This is a genomic window from Acidipila sp. EB88 (assembly GCF_003858395.1).
Taxonomy (GTDB): Bacteria; Acidobacteriota; Terriglobia; order Terriglobales; family Acidobacteriaceae; genus EB88.
Map to the genome: position 1 here is coordinate 1623830 of NZ_QWEV01000005.1, position 21192 is coordinate 1645021.

Annotated in this window: 17 protein-coding genes and 1 tRNA gene; 7 read left to right on the top strand and 11 right to left on the bottom strand. The window is 64.8% G+C overall.

All coding sequences use genetic code 11. The features are described 5' to 3' along the window. The first annotated feature begins 325 nt into the window (after window positions 1-325). Together D1Y84_RS07485 and D1Y84_RS07490 are read left to right on the top strand one after the other, a co-directional pair. Entirely contained in the window at window positions 326-3457 is a 3132-nt protein-coding gene (locus D1Y84_RS07485) for a TonB-dependent receptor (RefSeq protein WP_124847955.1), read from the top strand. Beyond that, window positions 3457-4680 (top strand): PepSY domain-containing protein, encoded by a 1224-nt coding sequence (locus tag D1Y84_RS07490; protein ID WP_124847956.1) that lies wholly within the window; start codon window positions 3457-3459, stop codon window positions 4678-4680. Before D1Y84_RS07485 ends, D1Y84_RS07490 begins: the two co-directional genes overlap by 1 nt. A gap of 357 nt (window positions 4681-5037) precedes the next feature. Here D1Y84_RS07490 and D1Y84_RS07495 read toward each other — a convergent pair whose 3' ends face one another. The 6 genes from D1Y84_RS07495 to D1Y84_RS07515 all read right to left on the bottom strand — a co-directional run bounded on the left by D1Y84_RS07495 (window position 5038) and on the right by D1Y84_RS07515 (window position 8434). Continuing rightward, window positions 5038-5817, bottom strand: coding sequence for an SDR family NAD(P)-dependent oxidoreductase (locus tag D1Y84_RS07495; RefSeq protein WP_124847957.1), 780 nt, complete (start codon window positions 5815-5817; stop codon window positions 5038-5040). A gap of 90 nt (window positions 5818-5907) precedes the next feature. Then, on the bottom strand, window positions 5908-6051 hold the full coding sequence (locus tag D1Y84_RS17900; protein ID WP_158615370.1) for a hypothetical protein: 144 nt from the start codon (window positions 6049-6051) through the stop codon (window positions 5908-5910). A gap of 65 nt (window positions 6052-6116) precedes the next feature. Beyond that, window positions 6117-6371 (bottom strand): dienelactone hydrolase family protein, encoded by a 255-nt coding sequence (locus tag D1Y84_RS18645; protein ID WP_124847958.1) that lies wholly within the window; start codon window positions 6369-6371, stop codon window positions 6117-6119. Then, a complete protein-coding gene (locus D1Y84_RS18650; RefSeq protein ID WP_124847959.1) occupies window positions 6368-6769 on the bottom strand; it encodes a dienelactone hydrolase family protein in 402 nt (133 codons plus the stop codon). The genes D1Y84_RS18645 and D1Y84_RS18650 overlap by 4 nt, the downstream gene beginning before the upstream one ends. Next, window positions 6770-7285, bottom strand: a complete 516-nt coding sequence (locus tag D1Y84_RS07510) for an SRPBCC domain-containing protein (RefSeq protein WP_124847960.1) — start codon at window positions 7283-7285, stop codon at window positions 6770-6772. A gap of 54 nt (window positions 7286-7339) precedes the next feature. Next, on the bottom strand, window positions 7340-8434 hold the full coding sequence (locus D1Y84_RS07515) for an NADH:flavin oxidoreductase/NADH oxidase (protein WP_124847961.1): 1095 nt from the start codon (window positions 8432-8434) through the stop codon (window positions 7340-7342). A gap of 155 nt (window positions 8435-8589) precedes the next feature. On the opposite strand from D1Y84_RS07515, the gene D1Y84_RS07520 reads away from it, so the two are divergent. The 4 genes from D1Y84_RS07520 to D1Y84_RS07535 all read left to right on the top strand — a co-directional run bounded on the left by D1Y84_RS07520 (window position 8590) and on the right by D1Y84_RS07535 (window position 13944). Beyond that, a complete protein-coding gene (locus tag D1Y84_RS07520; RefSeq protein WP_124847962.1) occupies window positions 8590-9009 on the top strand; it encodes a helix-turn-helix domain-containing protein in 420 nt (139 codons plus the stop codon). A gap of 212 nt (window positions 9010-9221) precedes the next feature. Further along, entirely contained in the window at window positions 9222-10349 is a 1128-nt protein-coding gene (locus D1Y84_RS07525; RefSeq protein ID WP_199726376.1) for a dipeptidase, read from the top strand. Window positions 10350-10500: 151 nt separating this feature from the next. Beyond that, on the top strand, window positions 10501-12231 hold the full coding sequence (locus D1Y84_RS07530) for a tannase/feruloyl esterase family alpha/beta hydrolase (protein WP_158615371.1): 1731 nt from the start codon (window positions 10501-10503) through the stop codon (window positions 12229-12231). A 120-nt stretch (window positions 12232-12351) separates the two neighbouring features. Continuing rightward, complete coding sequence (locus D1Y84_RS07535) at window positions 12352-13944, top strand: beta-xylosidase (RefSeq protein ID WP_124847964.1); 1593 nt, start codon at window positions 12352-12354, stop codon at window positions 13942-13944. A 120-nt stretch (window positions 13945-14064) separates the two neighbouring features. On the opposite strand, the gene D1Y84_RS07540 is transcribed toward D1Y84_RS07535, so the two are convergent. The 4 genes from D1Y84_RS07540 to D1Y84_RS07555 form a co-directional block, all read right to left on the bottom strand. Then, window positions 14065-14141: transfer RNA gene (locus D1Y84_RS07540), tRNA-Ile, on the bottom strand. Between the two features lie 187 nt (window positions 14142-14328). Next, window positions 14329-15135 (bottom strand): MBL fold metallo-hydrolase, encoded by an 807-nt coding sequence (locus tag D1Y84_RS07545; protein ID WP_124847965.1) that lies wholly within the window; start codon window positions 15133-15135, stop codon window positions 14329-14331. Window positions 15136-15306: 171 nt separating this feature from the next. Then, entirely contained in the window at window positions 15307-15879 is a 573-nt protein-coding gene (locus tag D1Y84_RS07550; protein ID WP_124847966.1) for a thioredoxin family protein, read from the bottom strand. Between the two features lie 79 nt (window positions 15880-15958). After that, a complete protein-coding gene (locus tag D1Y84_RS07555; protein ID WP_124847967.1) occupies window positions 15959-16918 on the bottom strand; it encodes an NAD-dependent epimerase/dehydratase family protein in 960 nt (319 codons plus the stop codon). A gap of 95 nt (window positions 16919-17013) precedes the next feature. Between D1Y84_RS07555 and D1Y84_RS18140 the strand changes: the two genes are divergently transcribed. Beyond that, window positions 17014-18726: a hypothetical protein gene (locus D1Y84_RS18140; protein ID WP_233581244.1), complete on the top strand. Its 1713-nt coding sequence runs from the start codon at window positions 17014-17016 to the stop codon at window positions 18724-18726. A gap of 224 nt (window positions 18727-18950) precedes the next feature. Here D1Y84_RS18140 and thrS read toward each other — a convergent pair whose 3' ends face one another. Then, a complete protein-coding gene (gene thrS / locus D1Y84_RS07565) occupies window positions 18951-21038 on the bottom strand; it encodes a threonine--tRNA ligase (RefSeq protein WP_233581246.1) in 2088 nt (695 codons plus the stop codon). Window positions 21039-21192: the final 154 nt, after the last annotated feature.

The following is a 21192-nucleotide window of genomic DNA, read 5'->3' on the forward strand; positions in this document are numbered from 1 at the left end:
GTCCGCCCACCGTGAAACCCACCCGGCGCGGGACTCACTGCAGTGACTCCGCAGCAGCCCTTGCGGGACTTGATAAACCGCCCCCGCAGCCTGCCCCCTCGCCGCGACAAGCTTCAACCCCACCCACAGCACGTGCCCATCTCTTCCCCTCGGAACGCACTGTATTCCGGAATCCGATCGATCTTGTCGTATATTCAAAAAGGTGCAAGGTGCCGCGGCCGTGCTGAGGCGACGCACTGCAAAAAGCCAATACCCACCACCCGCGAGCCAGCGAACGTCTTTGCCGCCGCCCAAAGCTCCCGGGAAATCTGTCAGGCGGTTCGTTATGAGAACTTCAAGCGCTCTTGTTCTTTTCTGCAGCAGTCTCGCTGTCCCGGTGTTCGCACAGGATGCGCAGCTTTCGGGCGCTGTGCGTGACCAGCAGCACGCCGTCATCGTTGGCGCGCAGGTCAACATCGTCAATGAACATACCGGGCAGGTGCTCACCACGCGTACCGACAAGGGCGGCCTGTACAGCCTGCCCACGCTCGATCGCGGTCTCTACACGATCCAGGTCAGCGCCGAGGGGTTTCGTGGCGAAGAGTTCCCTCACGTCAACGTCGACGTGGGTGCGAAGCTGCTGCAGGATGTCACCCTGTCCGTGGGTTCGGCCAGCGATACGGTCAAGGTCAACGCTGAGGGCTCGGGCATCATCACCTCGGACGCCACGGTCAGCACAGTGATTAACCGGCAGTTTGTTGAGAACCTTCCCTTGAACGGCCGCAGCTTCCAGTCGTTGATCACCCTTGCGCCCGGCACCTCCGTGGTCCCTTCGCAGGGCGTTGGCTCCAGCGGCGAGATCAGCGTCAACGGGCAGCGCACCGAGGCTAACTACTACACCATCGACGGCATCAGCGCGAACACCGGCGCCACCGTGTCCACCGCGGGCTACCCCGGCGCGGGGTTCTCCGGGTCTACTCCGCAGGAGTCCGCACTTGGCACGACGCAAAGCATCGTTTCGATCGATGCGCTGGAGCAGTTCCGCACCTCCACCTCGTCGTACGCGGCCGAGTATGGCCGCACACCGGGCGGCCAGTTCAATTTCAGCACGCGCTCCGGAACCAACCAGTGGCACGGCACCGCTTTCGACTTCCTGCGGAACGACGCGCTTGACGCGAAAAATGTGTTCGACACCACCAAGCTCCCTGAGCGTCAGAACGACTTCGGCGGCACCCTCGGCGGCTACCTGCGCATTCCCAAGCTGTATGACGGACGCGACAAGACCTTCTTTTTCTTCTCCTATGAAGGTCTTCGCCTCACCAACCCGGTCGCTGCGACTCTCTATGAAGTGCCAAGCCAGGCCCTGCGCGCGAGCGCTCCAGCCGCACTGCAGCCATTCCTCAACGCCTTCCCGGTCAGCACCTCTCCAGACCTTGGCGGCTGCACGGGAGCCTTCACCGGCTGCGCCAACCCTGACCTTGCCGGGCTTGCGTACCTGACCGTTGGTTACTCCGCTCCCAGCCGGCTCGACACCACCAGCATCCGCATCGATCACAGCTTCTCGGAGCGTCTGCGTATCTTTGGCCGCTACAGCGACGTGCCTTCGCAAAGCGTCTCCCGGCAACCGACCGACCTCGCGCAGGTCAATGGCACGGTGCGCAACGTCAAGACAGTGGTGCTCGGCGCAGACAGCATCCTCACGCACAACCTCGCGAACGAGTTCCGCGTCGGGGTCACCGGCAACGACTACCAGTCGAGCCGCTCCATCGATAACTTCGGGGGCGCCACACCCCTGGCCATCAGCTCCGCCCCGGGTTTAACCAATGGCGACTGGATGACGTTCTTCATGTTCTACGGCCTCTATCCCTACTACCTGATCGAGCCGCAGTCCAACCGACAGCGCCAGGTCAACGTGGTGGACTCCTTCACCCAGACCTTGCATCGCCACACCCTGACATATGGCGTCGACTACCGCCGCCTCATCACCAGCGAAACCCTGCCTCCGCTCTGGGAGGTCGGCTTCTTCTACAGCGCCGCCTCGATCCTCGGCAACAACCCCGACGGTCTGTATGTCTACACGCAGGACATCAACATGAAGGCGCGCCAACTGGAGTTCTCCGCATACGCACAGGACGAGTGGCGCGTGAGCGACAGGCTGAGCGTCTCGGCCGGCGTCCGCTGGGATCTGAACCCGCCACCCAATGACGTGAACGGCAACACCCCGTATACCGCCGACCAGATCACCAACCTCGCCACCACGGTGGCTGCGCCCAAAGGCACGCCCCTTTGGCAGACTCGCTACGCCAACTTCGGGCCGCGGGTCGGCGTCGCGTACCAGCTCAACCAGACGCCAGGGCACGAGTCGGTGTTGCGGGCCGGCGGGGGCGTGTTCTACGACACCGGCGTCGCCCTCAGCGCGGAAGGCTACTACGGCATCGGCACCACGGGCTTCGCGTCCTACTCGGCGCCTTTCCCGGCCACCTCCGCACAGGTACAGGCCACGCCTGTGCCGTCGGCCAGTGCTCCGTACAACGCGCCTATCTACGCCTTTGATCCCCACCTGAACTCTCCGTACACGGGCCAGTGGAACGTCGCGCTCGAGCAGGCACTGGGCGACAAGCAGTCGCTCAACATCAACTACGTCGCCTCGGCCGGCCGGCGACTGCTGGTGCAGCGTTTCTACGACCCGGAGACACTCGGCAACACCGCGTTCTCCCAGGGAAAAGGCCTCTACGTCACCACCGGCGGCGCAAGCTCGGACTACAACTCTCTCCAGATCAAGTTCAACCGCAAGCTTTCGCGCGGCGTGCAGTTCCTCGCCTCGTACACGTGGTCGCACGCCCTCGATGACGACACGTCCAACCTCGTCGTGTATCAGCAGGAGCGCGCCAACTCCGACTACGACATCCGTCACTCTCTGCAGGCAGCCGGTAGCTTCGAGCTGGGCGGCCGCTACAACAATCCCCTGCTCGCCTACGCACTCAGGCACTGGGCCATGGACCTCCGCGAGTCGGTGCGCAGCGCGCTACCGGTGGATGTGCTCGATGGCAGCTCCGTTGTTTCCACAACCGGGGTGACCGCGAACTTCCATCCCGATCGCAATCCCGATCAGCCGCTGTACCTGCGCAGCGATGCGTATGCGGGCGGCCGCACGATCAACCCCGCCGCCTTTACCGCCGTCGCCGGTGAGGGCAACGCCGGCCGCAACATTGCGCGCGGCTTTGACGCAGTGCAGACAGACCTCACCCTGCGGCGCGACTTTCCCATCCACGACCGACTTGGGGTGCAGTTCAGGGCCGAGGCATACAACGTCTTTAACCACCCCATCTACGGCAGCATCTACAACACGCTTTCCTCCGGTCCCGCGCTCTTCGGCCAGACCTACAACACGCTCAACAACCAGCTGGGAGGACTCAGCGCGCTGTACCAGGTCGGCGGCCCGCGCTCCATGCAGGTTGCACTCAAACTGCACTTCTGATGCAGCGACCGACGCGGCAAACCCACTCCTCGCAGCCAAGCTGGTGGCGCAGCCCGCAACGGCTCTGGCTGCGACGTGCCGTGTTCCAGGTACACCTGTGGCTGGGTCTTGCGGTCACGCTGTACGCCATCGTGATCGGCCTGAGCGGCAGCGCACTGGTCTTCAAGCAGGAGATCGAGCGCGCACAGCGCCCGGCGCTGTTCCACATCACCCCCGGCGGGCAACGTGCGTCCTTCGACTCCATCATCCAGGTCGTGGAGCACGATCGCCCAGGCTGGCGTGTCTCCGCGCTGCGCGGCTTCAGCAGCGATGAGCCGCTTACGCTGATGCTGCGACCCGCCACGGGCGCTCTCTCGGCTAACTACCGGTCCGTCGTTGTGCAGCCCTACACGGGTCTCGTACTGGCCGACACCATGCGCTTCGACGGTGTTCTCGGGTGGCTCAGCAACCTGCACTTCTACCTGCTTGCGGGCAGCAAAGGGCTGCTGGTAAGTGGCTGCATGTCGGGCGCACTGGCGGTGCTCTGCTTCACCGGTCTCGTGCTCTGGTGGCCCGGCGTGCGCCGCTGGTTTTCAGCCTTGCTGTTTCGCCCGCATCGCCGCTGGAAGCGCCTCAACTACGACCTGCACACGGTCACAGGTTTCTGGGTCGCGCTGCCGCTGCTGTTGCTCAGCATCACCGGGTTCTATTTCGCATTTCCTGCACCGGTTATCGCCGTCATGGACGCACTGACATTCAGCCATCCTGCCGCCGCTCTGAAGCGCCTGCCCGCGCATGCGGTCAGCGGGTTGCCATCGCAGCCCCGCATGCTGAGTGTGGACCAGGCCTTCGCGCGGGCCACCGACTTACTCCCGAAGAATGCTCCGCCCGGCTACCTGTCGCTTGCCTCTCCAAAAAGCAGCGTTTACTACGTGACGGGCTACTATGTCGGGTCGGCCCCGTACTCCAGCCTCGTAAGCGTCAGCTTCGATGCGCGGAGCGGCGCACTCCTAAGTCATGAAGATACGAACCAGCAGCCGCCCAGTCGCCGGATCATTCAATACTTCTTCGCACTGCACTTTGGCTCATTCGCGGGCGAGGGCCCGGGTGGCGTGGCTGTGAAGTTTCTCTGGGTACTGCTCGGCATCGCTCCAGCCGTGCTCGCGATCACCGGCGTCGTCATGTTCGTGGTGCGTAAAGGCCGCAAGCGTCCAGCGCCGGTAGCGGCTCCGCTGTCTCGCTAGCCCGGCAGCAACTGCTTCGCCAGGTGCGATCGCCCAGGCTCTCAGGCAGCGCCACTGCATACGCTGCAAGTGCGCAGCCGAAGCACGCTTCGGATCGTCCAAGGCGGGGCGCCCACAAGCTGCATCACCTGTATATGGAACAGCATTAGTGGCGCACAAGGAACCGCTCGGCCAAATCAGCGGCAGCGTGGCCGCCCCTTCCTGGGCGAAGGCAGCATGCCTCTTGAAACCTGGCCGCGCCTGTAACCAACGCTGCCAGGTCGCTAGGTTCCGGCAAAAGCAAATACACCTGCCATCCCGGGGCATGCAGACTCGCCACCCGGGGTGTCAGCGCGACAACACGCTCGCTTCGCAGTGCTAGTAAGCGCTCTTCACCACGCCGCCATCCACGCGGATCGGTGCGCCGTTGGTTGCGCTCGCCTGCTCGCTGCAGAGATACGCCGCCATGGCAGCAACTTCCTCAACCTTGGCAAGGCGTTTGATCAGGCTGGAGGGTCGCACATCCCGGATGAACTCGCTCTCGACTTGGTCCGTGCTGATGCCCTTCTGCTTTGCCGTCTTCGCAATCAACGTGCTGACGCCCTCGCTCTCCGTGGGCCCCGGCAGCAGGCTGTTTACAGTGACACCGCTCGCAGGGATCGTCTCGGCAATACCCCGCGCACGCGCAATCTGCGCAGCCTTGGTGACGCCGTAATGCACCATCTCCTCGGGGATCTGCACCCCGCTCTCGCTGGAGATAAACAGGATGCGCCCCCACTGCTGCTTCAACATCGCCGGCAGGTAATGACGCGTAACGCGCACGCCACTCAACACGTTGGTCTCGAGGAAGCGAAGCCAGTCCGCATCGTCGATATCGAGAAAGGGTTTGTTCTCGAAAATGCCGAGATTGTTGACGAGGATATCGATCTCCTCCACCGCGGCAAACAGCGTATCGCAGCCGGCAGCCTGGCTCAGGTTAGCCACCACTCCGCGGGCTTCGCCCTGTACTTCCTTCAGGGCCGCGTCCACCCGCTCCTGCGTTCTGCCGTTGATCCACACTGTTGCGCCCTCAGCAGCAAGAGCTTTCACAATCGCCAGTCCAATGCCGGCCGTCGATCCTGTTACCAGCGCACGCTTTCCACGCAAACCTAGATCCATGATGTTTCTCCTTGTAGTGCCTGGTGGAGCTATTTGTCTTTTACGAGACAGGGTGACGGTCTCCCTTGATGCAAACAGCGCCGCGCGCGTTCATGGGAAGACCTCTTTCAACAACGCCTTCAAACGTGCAAGGCCAGCGCGGTATGCCGCCGCATCTGCCACGTTGCTGTTTGCGGGGTCTTCTCCCACGCGCATAAAGGCATAAAGGCATAAAGGCATGATCGGCATCTTCATAGACAACCGGCTCATACCGCTTCCCGGCTGCTTTCATCTCTGCCCTCGTCGCGTCAAGCGTGCCATCACCCGGGCATCCTTGCTTCCGTAAAAGCCGCACACCGGCACATGGATCTGCGCGGTCCAACATCATAGAAAACGAACACGGCCTTGAGGTCGCTACGCGTCTTGGTGGCATAGCGGAACGCCGCGCCCCACGACAATCCCACCACGGCGAACCTGCCGTCAGAGGCTGGCAGCGAGCGGCCATAGTCGGCCCACGCATTAAAGTCGTTGGCGACTGCTTCGTCACTCAGCCCGGTAAGTGCTTGCGAGGTCACGCGTGAGTCCGCGAACGAACCGACGTCTCCACCGTGGGACCCCGTCCGGAAAGCATGTCCGGAACAATCGCGATGTACCCCATGGCTGCAATCTCATCAGCGGTGTTGCGCGTCGAGTCAGTAAGTCCAGAAACCTCGTGGGCCACAATCACCACCGGCGCCTTGCGCGTGGTCTGCGGCAAAATCACAAACGCTTTCAGCGTGCGGCCGCCGCGCACAATCTGCGTCCACTCGCCGTGTCGAAGCGACCGGGCAACTTTCTGCGTGGCCCAGGACTGCGACTGCTGTTGTCCCGACCAGGTATCCGAGTGACGCTGCTGCTGAGCCCAGGCGCTGTGCCCGATTGCCAGCACGAGGAGCAGGACGCACCCGCGCTTGCCGCCGCGGCGTGCGTGCACTTACTTCGTTCCCTGCTGTGCCGCGACACGCACCAGTCCGTCGAGCCAGTCCTGGTGTGCGTTCAGCATGGGGTTGGGCTTAGACTGTGCCATCCCGATGGCAGGCTTGCCGATCTGCGATTCCTGCGTCAGCACGCGCACCCGGCCACCCGGCAGGTCTTCAAGCAGCCACGCATGCAACACATCGAGCGCTTCGTCTTCCGGTCCGTCGACCCAGGCACGCCACGCGATGCGCGCGGGCTGGCCCGGTGCCGGCGCTACGTACTCAATCACTTCCGCTTCCACGTCCAGGCCGAACGTTGTGAAGCGAAAGCGCACACCCTGGCTCAACTCTGGCCCGGCGCCATGGTCGAAGCCCACCTTGGTGGCGTTGCTGTAGTACGTGGGCCACAGCGTGGCCGTGCTCAGAAAAGGCCACACCGTGGAGGCACTTAGTCCCTTCACAATCACTTCGTTGGAAACGAAATTATCCGTCGTGCCCGGCAGATACTTCTCGGGCCAAAGAATGTCGCTCATCGTTGCTCCTCTTGCTCTTGAAACGGATCAGAAAAAGCCGTGGCGGGCTGAGGCTCAGCGATACCGAGCCAGCCAGTGAGCATACGCAGGAGGCAGCGTCGCCCAGGCCGGGTTCTCGACCCCCAGCGCCTGGGCCGCACGATACGGCCAGTGCGGCTCCGCCAGCAGCGGCCGCCCCAGCGTGACCAGGTCGATCTTGTCTTCGCGAATCAGCGCATCTGCTTCCCGCGGATCCGAGATATACCAGCTCGTGGTGCCCGGCAGGCCCGTCTCCCTGCGAACAGTCTGTGCAAGGTTCGCGAGAAAGTTGGGCGCCCACGGCACCTTGGCTTCGGGCGTGTTGAAGCCGATCGAGACATCGACGAAATCAAGCCCTTCCTGCTTCATCTTTCTGAGCAGTGCCACCGACTCCTCCAGCATGGTCTCGTCGCCGCCATCAAACTCCACCACGCCCAGGCGAACCGTCAGCGGCCGATCCTCCGGCCACGCCTTGCGCACGGCGATCAACGTCTCCAGCAGGTAGCGGGCGCGGTTCGTCGCGGTGCCGCCATACTGGTCCGTGCGCTTGTTGGAGTGGGGCGAGAAAAAGTTCTGCGCAAGGTATCCATGGGCGAAGTGCATCTGCAGCCACTGGAACCCGAGATCACGCGCGCGGCACACTGTGCGGACTGTATCCGCCTGCACCCGCGCAATCTCCTCAAGACTCATCTCTTCAGGAACGCGCGGCAGGCCGGCGCCGAATGGCACCGCCGACGGGCCCAGCGTCTTCCACGCATTGGCCTCGCCCAGAGGAATGTGGTCATCGCCTTCCCAGGGAAGGTTCGCCGATGCTTTTCTGCCCGCGTGCGCAATCTGGATACCCGGTACCGCGCCGGCCTTCACGATGTCCGCCACCACCGGCGCCAGCGCCGCGGCCTGCTCCTCGTTCCACAAGCCAAGGTCACCCCAGGTGATCCGGCCTTCCGGCGAAACAGCCGTCGCTTCCACGATCACCAGCCCCGCGCCCCCGCGCGCCAGCGAGGCATAGTGCGCGCGATGCCACTCGTTCGCCACGCCTTCCCTGGCCATGTACTGGCACATGGGCGAAACAACAATGCGGTTGCGCAGGGTGGCGCTCTTGAGGCTGTACTGGTCAAACAAACCGGGCATGCGGTGTTCTCCTTGTTCGCGCAGGGCTGATCGCAGGCACGCGTGTTCCACGCCCTAACCCCGTCACGCCTTATCAGGATGCGACAGCCAACTGCCGAGCTTCATTATTGGCTATACTTACCAGGAACTTGCATACTCACATTTGGGATAGTGTCATGGCCAAGCGACGCTACAACTCGTACGCACCCGGGACTGGCTGTTCAGTAGAAGCCTGTCTTGAAGTCATCGGCGGCAAGTGGAAGGGTGTGATCCTCTACCACCTCATGACGGCGGGCACCCTGCGCTTCAGCGAAATCCAGCGGCTCAAGCCGGAGCTGAGCCCGCGCATTCTCACCGCGCAGCTGCGTGAGCTCGAAGCCGACGGCGTGATCGCACGCAAGGTCTACCCGGTGGTGCCACCCAAGGTGGAGTACTCGCTGACAAACGCGGGAGAATCGTTGCGGCCCTTGATCTTCGCCATGCAGCAGTGGGGCGATCAGTACCTCGTCCGAAGCAAGGCGCCGCTTGGCCCGCCATGCACGGCTGCCGAGCCAGGAGCGCGGCCGCTGCTCCGGAGCGCTGCGCCCGCAAGCTAGCGCCCGTCCTATGCTCCCGGCGTCCTGCGGGCCGGACGGAGTACCTCGGTCAGCCGCCGATGCACAGCGGCATCGCGGCCGTGTCACCCAGTTGCATCTGTAAAGCCAGGGCCGGAGCTTTCGTCATAAAGCATCGGCGAGTGTGAGACTGGATGCAGTCACCACAAAGTGGCTGGCAGTCACCCACACAGGTGGTTGCAGGGGAGCGACGATTGAAGGTTGGCACCGGTACCTGCTCCAGACGCCAGTTTGTTGCCTCGGCCATGATGGCCATAGGCGCCGCGGCCCTCGGGGGCGCTCGCCCCGCGTGGAGCCAGCGCGACGCACTCGATCCCCGCACCCTGCGCATCGCCGCAGAGACCAGCGGGATCGACATCCACAATCACATCGACGTGCCGTTGACCGGCGCCGGGATGCTGGGGCCGGATCTCGACCTCAAGGGCGAAATGCAGCGCGCGGGCCTCTCGGCCATCTGCATGACGTTTGCGACCGACTATCAGCCGGGCGACGCCTATGGCCGGTTTCTCAACGCTCTGGCGGCGATGGACCATCAGCTGCAGCACAACGGCATGAAGCGTTCGCTCACGGTGGCAGATCTTGCTGCGGCACGCCGGAACAGTCAGCCCACGGTGATCCAGGCAGTGGAAGGCGCGCACTTTCTCGAGGGTCACCTCGAGCGCGTCGAGGAGGCGTACGGGCGCGGCCTGAGACACCTCGGGCTGCTGCATGACAGCGACGCCACGGTTCCGCTGGGAGACGTGTATACCAATGTCCCCAGGCTCGGTGGACTCACCGCGTTCGGTGCCTCGGTCATTCAGGAGTGCAACCGGCTCGGCATCCTGGTCGATCTTGCCCATGCCAACGTGCAGACCACGGAGATGGCCTTGAAGCAATCAAGACGTCCCGTGCTCATCTCCCATACGGGCCTCGACACGCAGCCGGGCAGCGACGCGCGCATGGCACAGATGATGCGCCCCCGGCTCATCGGCAAGGCCCAGGCCAGGATGGTAGCCGACCGCGGCGGAGCCGTCGGCGTCTGGACCCGTCTTTCCAAAACTCCTCTCGAGTACGCAACAAACATCCGGGCCATGGTCGACGTGATCGGCGTGGATCACGTCTGCATCGGCACGGACACGAAACTCATTCCGGCCGCCCCCGACCACGCCGCGCAGCAGCCCCCGCATGTCGGCGACTCCACCAACGGAGCCTGGGTCAACCAGCGGGCCGGCTTCTACTTCCTCGTGGTCGACGCCATGCTCAAGACCGGCTTCACCTCCGGCGAGATTGAAAAAATCGGCAGGGGCAATTACCTGCGCATCTTCGGCGAGGCAGTCGGCTAAATCTGCGCGCCACCCGGCGCCCACCCCACATCGCGCAGGTGTGCGCACCCACAGGAGACCCACCATGGCGGCAAAAAGCAGAAGCACCCGGTTGCTCCGGTGGCTAAGGTTCATCGGCTCCGCCCTAGGCATAGTTCTCTGTGCGGTGCCCATGAGCCACGCCCGCCAACTGCCAGAAGCCCGTGTAGACCTCCCCATGGACCTCCCGGTAGTCCGGCCAGTGGTCGACTGCGCCTCCCTCGCCGGCCTTGCGCTGCGCGACGCGGTCGGCGTGGATGTCGCGCTTGCCGCCGCTCCCGTAAGCACGCCGAGGGGCCCTTTCTGCCACGTCACCGGCGTGATCGCGCCCGCGATCCACCTGGAAGTCGATCTCCCCGTTGAGCACTGGACCCAGCGCCTGCTCGAGACCGGCTGCGGCGGGCTGTGCGGCATGATCAACGCCAGCATCGGCAACGCCGGCACCTGCGCCCCCGCCCTCAACGGCGCCTTCGCCGTGGCGGCAACTGACATGGGCCACGAGGCGCAGATGGGCGCCCCCGGCGAGAGCAACTTCGCCGCCGACCCACAGAAGCGCATCGACTTCGCCTACCGCGCCAACCACCTCACCGCGCTCGCTGCGAAAGCCCTGATCCGTGCCTACTACGGCCAGCCGCACCGTTTCGCCTACTTCAGTGGCTGCTCCGACGGCGGCCGCGAAGCCATGATGGAAGCGCAACGCTTCCCTGAAGACTTCGACGGCATCTCCGCCGGCGCTCCCGCCATGTACTTCCAGGTGCAGAACAGCCTCAACCACGCATGGACGCAGGCCGCCAATACCCGCGCGGATGGCTCGAAAATCCTCCAGGGCGCACAGCTCCAGAGCCTGCATGCCGCCGTGATCCGCCATTGCGACCTGCTCGATGGCATCAAGGACGGCCTGCTCACAGACCCGCGCGCCTGCAAAGTCGATCCGCAATGGGTGCTGTGCTCCGCACACTCTGCCGCAGCAAACGCCTGCCTCACCCCCGAGCAATGGACGGCTGCAAGCAAGCTCTACATGGGACCCACCGACACCGCGGGCCACCACTTTCTGCCCGGTGGCTGGCAGCCGGGTTCCGAACTGCAGTGGGGCGGCGGCATGCCGGGCAGCGGTCCTCCGCCGCAGGGCTCCGCGACAGGTCACAGACGCGACAGAACCACGACGGACCTCCCCCACGGGCCGCCCCCGCAGCAACAAGGCCCGGCACACTCCCCCGGCACCGGCATGCTCGCCTCCATGGCCCCGGTCGTGTTCCCCGTGGCCACACCGGCCGACGCGACCGCCGCAAACTACCCCTTCACGGTTGAGCAATTCCACCGCGCCATCCAGTTGCATGGGCTGAACGACGCAACCGACACCGACCTGCGCCCGTTCGCGGCGCACGGCGGCAAGCTGCTCATGTACCACGGCTGGTCCGACACCTCCATCGCCCCCATGATCTCCGTGGCCTACTTCGCCGCCGTGCAGCGCGATCTCGGCAGCGACAGGGTCGATCAGTTCCTGCGTCTCTTCATGCTGCCGGGCATGGCGCACTGCGGTGGCGGCGATGGTTTCCAGCAGTTCGATACGTTAACGCCGCTCATGGCGTGGGTAGAGCATGGCAGGGCTCCCGCCTCGCTCATCGCCGGCAAGCTCCCTCCGTTCGCCGGTATGGGCGCCGGTCCAGACGGCCGGGGCGGTCGCCCGCAGACGGCCCCCTACGCGCGCCCTGACCAGCCGGCACTCGCGACCCGCGCGATCCTGCCCTTCCCGCACACCGCGTCGCAGCCGCTCGCAATGCAGCCCTGGATCGGTGCGGAGCTTCTCGCTCCTGCCGCGCCGTTGCGATATCGCGTGGAGGATGGCAAGCTAACGCAGAAGTGATCGCGCGCGGTTTCAGCCTGTTCCCGCCGCCTCATTGCGGCAACGATTCACACCAACGCCCGCCCCCGCCGGCTCCATGCTGCGCAGGCTCGCGTGTCACACCGGAGAACGGAGCAGCGCTTGAAACTGACTGCATGCACCACCCGCGGGGCGGCCCGGCTGATTGCCACCGCGCTTGTTGCACTCCCACTGGCCGCCGTGTCGCAGCAGCCCGCACAAAGATCGATCGTCGTCGACGTCCAGAACGCGGGCGCTCCCGTCGACCGCTTCTTTGATCTCTCGGTGGGGTCCGATTACCCCGGCACTCTGCTGCGCCCCGACAGCCAGGCACAGCTCAAACTGGTCGCCGACGAGCTTGGCTTTCGCTATCTGCGCTTCCACGGTATCTTTCACGACGTCCTGGGCGTGGTGCACGTCGACAACGGCAAGACCACTTACGACTGGACCAGGATCAATCAGCTCTACGACGACCTGCTGGCCCTGCACATGAAGCCCTTTGTGGAGCTCGGCTTCACCCCCGGGGCGCTGGCCACCTCCGCGAACAGCATCTTCTACTGGAAAGGCAACACCTCGCACCCTGACCCTGCCGGGTGGAATGCCCTCGTCAACGCCTTCATCCGCCATGTCGAGCAGCGCTACGGCCAGCAGGAAGTGCAGTCTTGGTTCTTCGAAGTATGGAACGAGCCCAACCTCTCCGGTTTCTGGGAAGGTGGCGATCAGCAGGCGTACTTCAATCTCTTCGACCAGACCTCCAACACCATCAAGGGCATCGATCCCGCGCTGCGTGTGGGCGGCCCGGCGACCGCGGGCGCTGCCTGGGTTCCGGAGTTCCTGGCGCACGTCCGGCACAGCGGCGCCGCGGTCGATTTCGTCTCCACCCATTCCTACGGTGTCGACGGCGGCTTTCTGGATGAGCATGGCAAGAGCGACACAAAGCTTTCGCCGTCGCCCGATGCCATCGTCGGCGACGTGCGGCACGTGCGGGAGCAGGTCACCGCTTCGGCGTTTCCCGCGCTGCCCGTCTACTTCACCGAGTGGAGCACCAGCTACACCCCGCGAGACGTGGTGCACGACTCCTACATCAGCGCTCCGTACATCCTGAGCAAGCTCAAGGCGAGCAAGGGCCTCCTGCAAGGCATGAGTTACTGGACCTACACCGACCTGTTTGAAGAACCCGGCCCACCCACCGCGGCCTTTGAAGGCGGCTTCGGACTGCTCAACCGCGATGGCATTCGCAAGCCCGCTTTCTTCGCGTACAAGTACCTACACGCGCTGCAGGGCAATGCGCTCCCCTCGAGCGACCCGCAGTCCATGCTCGCAGTGCGCGGCGGCGACATCAGCGCCGTCCTGTGGGACTTCCAGCAGCCGAAGCAGAGCGTAAGCAACCGCCCCTTTTACACAAAGCTGCTGCCGTCGCAGCCATCGGCTCCCGTCGCTTTGCATCTCGAGCACCTGGCACCGGGCACAAGCTATCGTCTCGCGATCCATCGCACCGGGTACCAGGCGAACGACGCCTGGTCGGCCTACATCCGGATGGGCTTCCCGAAAGACCTCAGCGCAAAACAGCTCGCCAGGCTGAACAAGCTGACCGCCGATCGGCCGGAAAAAAACAAGGTCGTCCGCTCCAGTGCGGATGGGCAACTACTCGTCTCCGTTCCCATGCGTACCAACGACGTCGTGCTGGCCACGCTGACCCGCATCCCGGCGAAATAGGCCGTTCGAAGCACGCGTGCACAGCCACCCCGGCGCGATCGAAACGCTCGCACGGTGCGGCCCGCGACAGCGCGTGCTTTGTTTCTCGGGAGGAGCCTTGTGTTGTGTACGGAGCAGAAGTGGTGGGCCCACCAGGACTTGAACCTGGAACCAACGAATTATGAGTTCGCTGCTCTAACCGATTGAGCTATAGGCCCTTGCGGAGCGGCAATGCCTGCCGCTCCGGTGCCTCGATTGTAAAGCCCGGCGCGCGCGCCCACCAGCGAACTGGTGGTCCGCTGTCCCGGCCCGAGAGAGTCAGCCTGCGGGTAGATAGAAACCCGCGCTGGCAAGACCGGGTAAGCACACCCCGGCCTTGCCTCACGCTGCAATTCACCTACTCCGCTATACGCTGCTCAACCGGTTCTCCGGCACCGCCACCGCGCGAAAACGCGCAGCCAGCAGCCGCAGTTCCGCGCCAAGATCCTCCCCCGCAAGTGGCTTGCCATGCCCCGGCGCGACCACCGCGACATCCATCGCGGACAACCGCTCCACGGAGGCTTGCGCGGCCGCCCAATCCGAGGTGAAGTACGCCGGCGGCCCATGCAGCTCCGGGGCCTGCGCAATCGACGCCTCAAAAAACGACTCCGGCTTGGTCGTGCAGAACGCATCGCCCACCAGCAGCGTGCGATCACTGGCCTGGTACAGCGAGCAGTGTCCCGGCGTATGTCCGGGCGTGTGGATCACCTCCCACCCCGGCATCAGCTGGCTCATGCCCGTGCTCAGCTCCACAAGCCGCCCCGTCAGGTTCACCGGCCCTTTTGGATACAGCGGCGAAAGCAGGCTCATCATGCCGCCCCCCGCTCCCACGTTGGGCGCCGGGTACTCGCGCTCGCCCGTCAGGTACGGAAACTCCAGCGCATGCGCATACACCGGCACCTTCCATGTCTCGGACAGCGAAGGCGCGGCGCTCACATGGTCAAAGTGCCCGTGGGTCAAGACGATCGCATTCGGTGGCCGGGTGAAGTGGTGCTCTGCCCACCGCCGGATCATGCCGTCCGTGAACGGCACCGCCGCATCCACAAGCGTCCAGCTGCCGTCCGCATGCGTCACGGCAAACACGTTCACAAACGCGATGCGCAGCCCGCGCACATTGGGCGCCACGGCATCCATCGGGACCACCTGGTCTTCTCGCACAGCAATCTTGTCCACGCAACACCCCCGCGTCATACGATGCCCGGCGCGCCCACCCTGCTGGCTGCGGAGGCACTCCGGCCTGCGCAAAGTTTCAGGCGGGCACCAGCCGTGCGTGCAAACAAGGAGCGCCCCGCTCCTAAGCCGGGGCGCCCGGAGTTGCGCGGCCAAACGCTGCGAGCGTGTGCGTTACTCGCCCGCGGCCCCCGCAGCGGTGCGCCCCGGCTTCCACTGGTCCAGGAAGTCGTGCACCGACGATGGCTCCATGCGCCGCATGTTGGAGAACTGGCCGCCGCTCTGGCCGTAGATCACCTTGTTCTTCGCGCTCACCACCGCCAGCGCCGGCACGCCCTTTTTCAGGTCCACGCCGTACTTCGCGCCCAGGGCGAGGTTCTCGTCGATATGCCGCCCCACGTTTACTTCCACTACTACAAAGTTCTGGTCCAGCAGCGGCTGGTTCTCCGGCCGGTGAAAGTACACGTTCAGCACCTGGCAGTCGGGGCACCAGTCACCGCCAAAGTCCAGCAGTACCCGCTTGTGCTCGGCCGCGGCCGTCTTCAGTGCCGCATCGATGTCGCCCTGCGCCGCGCTCACCTCGGGAAAGATATGCGCGTGAGGCAGCACCTGCGCCTGGGGTTGAGGCTGCGGCTGCGTTTCCGACTGGGTTGCGGGCGGGTTGCTGCTGCTGTGGCAGCCGAGAAAAAGGGTGCCGGTCAGGGCAAGAAGCCCGGCTCGCTGTGTCGCTTTCAACACTTTCAACATAGGTGGACCACTCCATCGTTCTGAGGTCTGAAGGTGCGCAGTGCTCATCATCACAGATGACCCCGCCCGCGCGCTCGATTCACGGCAGCCGGCCATCCGCGCGTGCCGCCTCGTACATGCTGCGGATCCCCTGCTCCAGCGGCAGCCGGGACCGCCAGCCCAGTGCATCCATCCTGCTTGTATCCAGCAGCTTGCGCAACATGCCCTCCGGCTTGCTCGAATCCCAGGCAATCTCGATCTCCCAGCCCACTGCCGCACTCACGGCCATCGCAATCTCGCCCACCGAGTGGTCGCCGCCCGCGCCGACATTCAGAGCCGGCCACTCCCCCACCCGCAGCAGCGCCTCCCATCGAGTCTCGTCCAGCCGCAGCAGGAACCGCACCGCCTCCGCCATCTCCGAGGCCGCCAGCAGTTCGCGTCGAGCGCGTCCTGTGCCCCACACAGCGAGGCGGTGCTCCCCGCCTTGCCGTGCCTCCGCCACTCGCCGCAGCAGCGCCGGCAGCATGGTGGCGCGTTCCGCAAAGCTGTCGCGCCGCCCGTACAGGTTGGGCGCCACCACGCACAGTGCGCCCAGGCGACGCCCCAGCGCCCGGCTTTCCTGGTTCAGCGCGCCACATAGTTCCATCCCGGCCAGCTTGGCCAGCGCATACGGACGCAGTGCCGCGTCCAGCGGCCCGCTCATCAGGCTGTGCTCCTCCAGTGGCTGCGGTGCTGCCACCGGGTACATCGCGCTTGAGCCGAAGCACACCAGCCGCGCAACCCCGCTCGCCGCCGCCGCCGGCAGCACTGCGTTCTGGATTGCGAGGTTCTCCACCAGGAACGCCACCGGCGCCGCCAGGTTGGCAGCGATCCCGCCCACCCGCGCCGCCGCCAGCACCACCACATCCGGCCGGTGTTCCTCCAGCCAGCGCTGCACCGCCGCGCCATCCCGCAGGTCCAGGCGATCGCGCGGCGCTGTGACGACCTCCATCGTGTCGCGCAGCGCTTCCACCAGTTCCGTGCCCAGCAACCCGCCATGCCCCGCTACCCACACCCGCATCTGTCGCCCTCCCGTACCTGTCTGCACCGGCGAAAACAACTAACCCCTGCCGTACGTGTCTCTACAATCGCATCGTAACCACCGGGAGATCACTCATGCGCACGCAAGCATGGCGGTATGTAAGCTTTGGAACCCTGGCCACTCTGCTCACACTTCCTGGCTGCCACAAGGCCAACCAGGATATGCCGGACAGCAACGATCCGGCCGCGGCCAACCTCGCGCCGGTCAACGGCACTGCCAATGACAGCACGAGCGGCGCCGCGCAGTACGGCTCCGCACCTGCCGGTTCCGCAACGCAGCCCGCCGTGCCGCGTGCCAGCAGCTATGCCGGGGCTCCCGCGCAGTCCGGCGCATCCGGTGCGTACTCCGGCAGCAGCATGCCGCCACCGCCCCCTGAAGACACCGGCTACTCGGGTGCTCCTGCCAACACCGGCGGCAGCTACGCCGACGAGTACGCAGACCCCGCCAGCGGCTACGACGATGCCGACTACAGCCAGGTGACCTACGCCCAGCAGCCTCCGCCCGAGCTGCCCGAGTACGACCAGCCACCCTGCCCCGGCGACAACTATCTCTGGACCCCCGGCTACTGGAACTACGCGCCGGCCGGCTACTACTGGGTGCCCGGGGTATGGGTCGTGGCACCCTTTGTCGGAGCCTTGTGGACCCCCGGCTACTGGGGCTATGACGGCGGCCGTTACGGCTTCCACCACGGGTACTGGGGTTCGCACATCGGTTACTACGGCGGCATCGCCTACGGCTTCGGCTACTTTGGCCACGGCTACGAAGGCGGCTACTGGAACCACAACAACTTCTACTACAACCGGTCGGTGACGCGGATCAACACCACCATCGTGCGCAATACCTACGAGCACAACGTCACCTTCAACAACAACGTGAGTCGCGTCTCCTTCAACGGAGGCCGCGGCGGCATCGATGCACGGCCCGCCGCCTACGAGCAGGCAGCCGGGCGCGAGCAGCACTTCGCCGCCCTGCCCGCGCAGCGCCAGAACACCCTGCAGGCCATGAACAACCGCGCCCAGTTCGCGGGCAACGGCGGCCGTCCGCAGATGCTCACCGCGGCGCACTCCATCGCGGGACGCACCGTGGCCACCCCGTCCGAAGCCAGACTTCGCCCGGTGTCCAACCAGGGCGGGTTCGAACGGCCCGCCGGCATCAACGCCCGCCCGGGCACCAGCAACGCTGGCACCCAGAACCCCGCGCAGCGTGCGCAGCAGAACGGCATCCAGCAGAACAGCGCTCGCCCGCAACAGAATGCCGCGGGACGCTCCGCGCAGGGCGCGCAGGGTATCCAGGGTATCGGTGGCGCGCAGCAAAGGCAGCAGAACACCCAGCGCGCCCAGCAGAACGCACAACAGAGCGCCCAGCGCAACACGCAGGAGCAACAGCGCGCCGGCCAGAACAACCGGGCACAGCAGCCCGGCAACCAGCAGCGGGAAGCACAGCAGAACCAGCAGCAGCAAACACAACAACGCGAGCAGCAGGCCCGCACCCAGCAGAACCAGCAACGCCAGGCCCAGCAACAGCAAGCGCAGCAACGCGAGGTCCAGCAGCAACGGCAAGTACAGCAGCAGCAAACGCAGCAACGCCAGGCCCAGCAGCAAATGCAACAGCGCCAGGAACAGCAACGCCAGGCGCAGCCGCAACAAAGCCAGCAACGTCAGGCACAACCGCAGCAGCGCCAGGAACAGCCACGCCAGCAACAACCACAGCGCCAGGCAGAACCACAGCACACCGCGCCGCAGCCCCACCAGGAAGCCCCGCATGGCGGCGGAGAGCGCCCCCACTAACCCGGGCGATCTCCGCCTCGGCAGCACCGCGGCGATCACCAACAAAGAGGGGGCACTTCATGAGTGCCCCCTCTTTGTTCTATCTACAGCTCAGGCCGCGCCACCGCAGACGCCCTGCAGGGCCAGCACGAAACCGGGTGCCCCATGTCTCGGTTCTGAAACGTGGGAAGCACCCCACCCGGCCCGATCCGCTCTTCACGCAGGGGACTTGTCCCAGCAGCCTGCTACAACTCAGTCGAGTGCGTAGCCAGCAGCGCTTTGGCCTTCTCAATAAACTCCAGCAAAGGCACTGACCCGCCATCGCCCTTGCCGCGCGTGCGCACGCTCACCGCCGCCGCCTCGGCTTCCTTGTCGCCCATCACCAGCACATACGGCACCTTCTGCACCGTAAACTCGCGAATCTTGGCGTTCATCTTCTCGTTGCGTCCATCCAGCTCCACCCGCAACCCCGCCATCTCGAGCTGCGCCTTTACCTCCTGCGCATACCCAAGATGCCGCTCCGAGATCGGCACGAGCCCCACCTGTACCGGGGCCAGCCACAGCGGGAACGCCCCGGCAAAGTGCTCGATCAGCACGCCGAAGAACCGCTCCACCGAGCCGAACAGCGCACGGTGCACCATCACCGGCTGGTGCCGCTCGCCATCCTCGCCCACGTACTCCAGCTCGAACCGCGCCGGCAGGTTGAAGTCGAACTGCACCGTGGACAACTGCCACAAGCGCCCCAGCACATCCACCAGCTTGATATCGATCTTGGGCCCATAGAACGCGGCCTCGCCCGGGATCGTGCGATATGGAATCTCCTTGCGCTCCAATGCGCGCTTCAACGCACTTGTCGCCAGCGCCCAGTTCTCGTCCGAGCCGGCCCAGCTCGCGCGATCCTTCGGGTCCCACGTCGAAAGCTCGACCTTGAAGTCCGTAAATCCAAACGTGGTCAGCACGCTCTGTGCAAAGTCGATGCACGCAACCACTTCGTCTTCAATCTGCGCAGGCGTGCAGAAGATGTGTGCATCGTCCTGCGTAAAGCCGCGCACCCGCAGCAGCCCGTGCATCGTGCCCGAGCGCTCGTAGCGGTACACGTTGCCCAGCTCCGCATACCGCACCGGCAAATCGCGATAGCTCTTGGGCGAGTTCTTGTAAATCAATATGTGGAACGGGCAGTTCATCGGCTTCAGCCGGTAGTCGGCGTCGTCCAGCTCCATCGGCGTAAACATGTTGGCCGCGTAAAAGCCCTCGTGACCGCTGGTCTGCCAGAGGTTCACCTTGGCCACGTGCGGCGTGTACACCAGTTCGTAACCGCGACGGATACACTCTTCCCGCATCCAGTCTTCCATCTGCTTACGAATCGTCGCGCCCTTGGGATGGAAGAAGATCAGCCCCGGCCCCGCCAGCTCCTGGATAGAGAACAAATCCTGCTGCTTGCCAATCACGCGGTGGTCGCGCTTGGCAATCTCCTCCAGCTGCACAAAGTGCTGGTCCAGCTCCTTCTGTGAGAAGAACGCCGTGCCATAGATCCTCTGCAACTGAGGGTTCTGCTCATCGCCCAGCCAGTACGCGCCGGCCAGCGACATCACGCGGAACGCCTTCACGCGCCCTGTCGAAGGCACATGCGGTCCGCGGCAGAAGTCTGTAAACGCGCCATTCCTGTACAGCGAGATCTCGTCGCCCGGCTTGGTGAAGCGCTCGATGAAGTGCACCTTCATGAACTCGCCCTGCGCTGCGTACTCGGCCAGGCCTTTGTCGCGCGGCTCTTCCACGCGCACAAACTGCTCGTCGCGCGCCACCACCTCGCGCATGCGTTCCTCAATGCGCTTCAGGTCGTCCTGAGTAAACGGCTGCTCGCGGTACACGTCGTAAAAGAAGCCCGCATCCGTCGCCGGACCATGCCCCAGCTTCGTCTCCGGGTACAGCTCCAGCAGCGCCGTCGCCATTACGTGCGCGGCCGAGTGCCGCACTACCCGCAGTGACTCCGCGTCATTTTCCTTCAGCAGCGACAGCGCCACGTCCTCGTGCAGCGGCGCCTTCAGGTCCACCAGTCGCTCCGCCGCCGCATCCTCCGCGCCATACATCGCCGCCTCGGTCACGCCGGCTTCGGTGGCTGCATCGCGCTCCGCCGCCTGCTCGCTGGCACGCAGCGGCCGCACCTTGGCCACCACCACCGCCGCGGCCAGCCGTGGCGAGATCGCCATGGCAATGTCGAGCGGCGTCGTTCCCGCCGGCACTTCGCGCACGGCTCCGTCCGGTAGCTGTACCTTGATGTTGTTGGCGATGCTGCCCGCGTCTACCGATTCCACTGTTTGTCCCTGGTCACTCATAGCAGCTCCCAGAATACCGCCTGCCGGTGCAGCCCAGCCAACGGCATTTGCTTCCAGCCAGTTCCGCAGTGGCAATCCCGAGGCATGCCTTTACACTTGCTCCAACATGGCGTCCTTCGGTCTTCTCGCTCTCCTCCGTTCCGCGACAGCAGTC